5 protein-coding genes are annotated in these 4231 nt (G+C 69.3%); 4 read left to right on the top strand and 1 reads right to left on the bottom strand.

Annotated features, from left to right (window positions below; translation table 11 throughout):
* The first annotated feature begins 212 nt into the window (after positions 1 to 212).
* The 3 genes from pyrH to G6031_RS17665 are packed head-to-tail and all read left to right on the top strand — an operon-like array spanning position 213 to position 2469.
* Entirely contained in the window at positions 213 to 938 is a 726-nt protein-coding gene (pyrH, locus tag G6031_RS17655) for a UMP kinase (protein ID WP_179525457.1), read from the top strand.
* 48 nt (positions 939 to 986) lie between these two features.
* On the top strand, positions 987 to 1544 hold the full coding sequence (gene frr / locus G6031_RS17660) for a ribosome recycling factor (protein WP_182653974.1): 558 nt from the start codon (positions 987 to 989) through the stop codon (positions 1542 to 1544).
* A 46-nt stretch (positions 1545 to 1590) separates the two neighbouring features.
* A complete protein-coding gene (locus tag G6031_RS17665; protein ID WP_182644736.1) occupies positions 1591 to 2469 on the top strand; it encodes a phosphatidate cytidylyltransferase in 879 nt (292 codons plus the stop codon).
* A gap of 48 nt (positions 2470 to 2517) precedes the next feature.
* Here the strand turns inward: G6031_RS17665 and G6031_RS17670 are convergent, their stop codons facing one another.
* Positions 2518 to 2949, bottom strand: coding sequence for a lipopolysaccharide assembly protein LapA domain-containing protein (locus tag G6031_RS17670; protein WP_179525454.1), 432 nt, complete (start codon positions 2947 to 2949; stop codon positions 2518 to 2520).
* A gap of 86 nt (positions 2950 to 3035) precedes the next feature.
* Between G6031_RS17670 and rlmN the strand changes: the two genes are divergently transcribed.
* Positions 3036 to 4145 carry a 23S rRNA (adenine(2503)-C(2))-methyltransferase RlmN gene (rlmN, locus tag G6031_RS17675; protein ID WP_179525453.1) on the top strand — a complete coding sequence of 370 codons (1110 nt, stop codon included), beginning with the start codon at positions 3036 to 3038 and terminating at the stop codon, positions 4143 to 4145.
* Positions 4146 to 4231 lie beyond the last annotated feature (86 nt).

Here is a 4231-nt window from a genome sequence, read left to right on the forward strand (position 1 = left end):
TACTCCTCCGACGGCGGCACCCGGACTCCCGGGTGCCGCCGTCGGCGCGTGTCCGACCGGCCCCGTACGCGGGCGCGCGGGCTGCGGTGTGGCGGCGGTGGCGATAGGGCAGAATAGACGAGGTCCCACCAAGGGCCGTACGGCTTCTCGACGACGACGTCGGGGGCGTTGACGCACGAGACGGGCGTGATCCGTCCGGGACGAGGAGAGCGATGACCGACCCGCGGGACGGCTACAAGCGTGTGATGCTCAAGCTGGGCGGAGAGATGTTCGGCGGGGGCGGCGTGGGGATCGACCCCGATGTGGTCCAGTCGGTCGCCAGGCAGATCGCCGAGGTGTCCCGCACGGGCGCGCAGATCGCGATCGTCATCGGCGGCGGGAACTTCTTCCGCGGCGCCCAGTTGCAGCAGCGTGGCCTCGACCGAGCACGGAGCGACTACATGGGGATGCTCGGCACCGTCATGAACTGTCTGGCGCTGCAGGACTTCCTCGAGCAGGAGGGCGTGTCCACGCGGGTGCAGACCGCCATCCACATGGGTCAGGTCGCGGAACCGTACATCCCCCTTCGTGCCGAGAGGCATCTGGAGAAGGGGCGTGTGGTGATCTTCGGCGCGGGCATGGGAATGCCCTACTTCTCCACCGACACGACAGCCGCCCAACGGGCGCTCGAGATCAAGGCCGAGGTGCTGTTGATGGCCAAGGCCGTCGACGGGGTCTACTCCGACGACCCGCGGACCAACCCCGACGCCGAACTCTTCGCACGGATCGAGCACCGCGAGTGCCTGGAACGGGGACTGAAGGTCGCCGACACGACCGCGTTCAGCCTCTGCATGGACAACAAGATGCCCATCCTGGTCTTCAACCTCCTCACCGAGGGCAACATCGCGCGCGCCGTCGCCGGTGAGGAGATCGGGACCCTGGTCAGCAGCCCGGCCTGAGGCGCGGGATCCGCGCCCCTCATCCACGTAGAGAACGGAAGGCAACACATGATCGACGACACCCTGCTCGAGGCCGAGGAGAAGATGGAGAAGGCCGTGGAGCACGTCCGTGACCAGCTCGCCGCCATCCGTACCGGTCGCGCCAACCCCGGCATGTTCAACCGGGTGCTCTGCGAGTACTACGGGACCCTGACCCCCATCACCCAGATGGCGAGTATCGCGGTGCCCGAGCCCCGGATGCTCATCATCAAGCCGTACGAGATGTCCCAGATCGGTCCGATCGAGAACGCCATCCGGAACTCGGATCTCGGCGTCAACCCGACCAACGACGGCCAGGTTCTGCGCGTGACGGTCCCACAGCTCACCGAGGAGCGCCGGCGCGATCTGGTCAAGCAGGCCAAGTCGAAGGCCGAGGACGGTCGTATCGCGCTCCGAGGTGTCCGGCGTAAGGCGATGGACGAGCTCAAGCGCATCGTCAAGGACGGCGAGGCCGGCGAGGACGAGGTCAACGCCGCCGAGAAGGAACTCGACAAGCTCACCCATCGGTACGTGGCCGACGTGGACGAGCTCGTCAAGGCCAAGGAAGGCGAGTTGATGGAGGTCTGATCTCCCAGCACCCGCCGACCCACCCCCGAGACTCGAGGAGAATGCCGTGGACACCGCCCCGCCCGGCCCACCCGGGCCCACAGCCGCGGCCGCGGCTCCGCCGTCGCGGGCGGGAAGGGACCTGACCCGCGCCATCCCGGTGGGCGTCGGGCTCGGGGCTCTGGTGATCGCGAGTATCGCGTTCAACCCCAGGGCCTGGTACCTGGTCGCGGCCGGTGCCGTGGCCATCGGGACCTGGGAGGTGTTCAAGCGGCTGCGGCAGGCGCAGTTCCGCCTCCCGTTGGTGCCCCTGCTCCTCGGTGGACAGGCGATGGTCTGGGCCGGGTTCTTCGCCGAGGCAAAGGGCGCCTTCGCCGCGTTCGCCGCCACCACCGTCCTGGTCCTGGTCTGGCGCCTCCTGATGGCGGGGCTGACCACGGCCCCACAGAACTATCTCCGTGACGTCTCGGTGGCCCTGTTCGTCCTGGTGTGGATCGCGGTCCCTGGCGCTCTCGGCGCCATGCTCGCGGACGGCGACCACGGGGCGCAGCGTGTCGTCGCCCTGATCCTGTTGGTGGTGTGTTCGGACGTCGGGGGATACGTCACCGGCGTGCTGTTCGGCAGACACCCGATGGCGCCCGCGGTGAGCCCCAAGAAGTCGTGGGAGGGCTTCGCCGGATCGATGGTGTTCGCCATCATCGGCGGGGCGCTCGTGGTGGTGCTGCTGTTCGACGACAACTTCCTCAAGGGTGTCCTGCTCGGCGTCCTCACCGTCTTCACGGCGACCCTGGGCGACCTCATCGAGTCACAGGTCAAGCGGGACCTGGGCATCAAGGACATGGGCACCATGCTGCCCGGCCACGGCGGCTTCATGGACCGCCTCGACTCGGTCCTGCCCACCGCCGTCGTGGTGTGGATCATCTTCACCTACGTCGTCCCGACCTGAGCGTGCGGGGGCGCGCTCACCGGCGGTCGGCCGTGGGGACGACACCCCTCAGTGGTGGCGGGCCGACACCTTGCGCGCCTTCCGGGCGCGCATCCGCAGCTGCAGGATCCGGAATCCGGCGAACAGCGCCATGATCAACGCGCCGGCGATGGCGGCGAACAGGATCAGGACCCCCAGGGGGAGGCTGAACTCCAGCCCCAGATACCGCACGCCCGTGGACGTGGTGTTCTGCGCGATGAAGATCAGCAACAGGATCGTCACCAGGGCGCCGAGGACCAGTCCCACCCAGGCCGACCCCAGCTTGCCGCCGTGGGTGTCCATGACGTCGTCGTCGTGGCTCCCGCGTCCCCCGCGTGAGTCCCCCGCGGGGACCGTCGCAGGAGCCGAGGCGTGGGTGTCCTCGACCGGCGCGATCTCCGCTGCTCCGGCGGTGTGGTCGGTGTGCTGGGGGTCAACTGGTTCGTGCGAACGCGTGGCCATGGGAGGACTCTATTCCCTCACCGGCGCCGACGGCATCCGCTGGCGGTGTGTCGTGCGGTCCGGTTTCTGACACAATGGCAGCCATCATGGTTGAACCACTACCCCTCGTCTTCGACGCCCCCCGCCGGGGTCTTCCGCCTCGTCACTTCGCCGACCTCGACGCAGAGGGCCGGGCTGCGGCGATGAGCGAACTGGGGGTCCCCGCCTTCCGGGGGAAGCAGCTCGCCAACCAGTACTTCGGACGACTCGAGGCCGACCCCGCGGAGATGACGGACCTCCCGGTCGGTCTGCGTGAACAGATCGGTTCCGAGTTGTTCCCGCGCCTGGCCTCCTCGGTCCGGCACATCTCCGCCGACGGGGGCACCACGCGCAAGACGTTGTGGAAGCTGCACGACGGCTCGCTGGTGGAGAGCGTGCTCATGCGCTACCCGGACCGGGCGACGCTGTGCATCTCCAGCCAGGCCGGGTGCGGCATGGCCTGCCCGTTCTGCGCCACCGGCCAGGCCGGGCTCGACCGCAACCTCTCGGCCGCCGAGATCCTCGAGCAGGTGCGCGAGGCCGCCCGGGCGATGCGGGACGGCGAGGTCCCCGGCGGCCCGGGCCGACTGTCCAACGTGGTGTTCATGGGGATGGGTGAGCCGCTGGCCAACTACAAGCGGGTCCTCACGGCTGTCCGGGGGATCGTCTCGCCGCCGCCGTCCGGGTTCGGATTGTCCCAGCGTTCGGTCACGGTCTCGACGGTCGGAGTCGTCCCCGCGATCCATCGCCTCGCGGAGGAGGGACTCCAGGTGACCCTGGCGGTCTCGCTGCACACCCCTGACGACGAACTGCGCGACACCCTCGTGCCGGTCAACAACCGGTGGCCCGTCTCCGAGGTCATGGACGCCGCGCGGCACTACGCCGACGCCACGGGCCGGCGGGTGTCGATCGAGTACGCGTTGATCCGCGATGTGAACGACCAGACGTGGCGCGGGGAGATGCTCGGTCGGCTGCTCGTACAGCGCCTCGGACCCATGGCCCACGTCAACCTGATCCCTCTCAACCCGACTCCGGGCAGCGAGTGGGACGCCAGCCCGAAGCCCCAGCAGGACGCGTTCGTCGCCGCGGTCCAGCAGTCCGGTGTCTCCTGCACAGTCCGGGACACCCGTGGGCAGGAGATCGCCGCCGCCTGCGGCCAGCTCGCCGCCGAAGGCTGAGCTCCGAGGGCCGATCACCGTGAGGTGGGCCCGGGCCGTCCCCGATCACGGACGAGGCCGCCGCCCGCGGATGTCGCGGGCGGCGG

Origin of the sequence: Dietzia sp. CQ4, from assembly GCF_014145125.1 — a bacterium.
GTDB lineage: Bacteria > Actinomycetota > Actinomycetes > Mycobacteriales > Mycobacteriaceae > Dietzia > Dietzia natronolimnaea.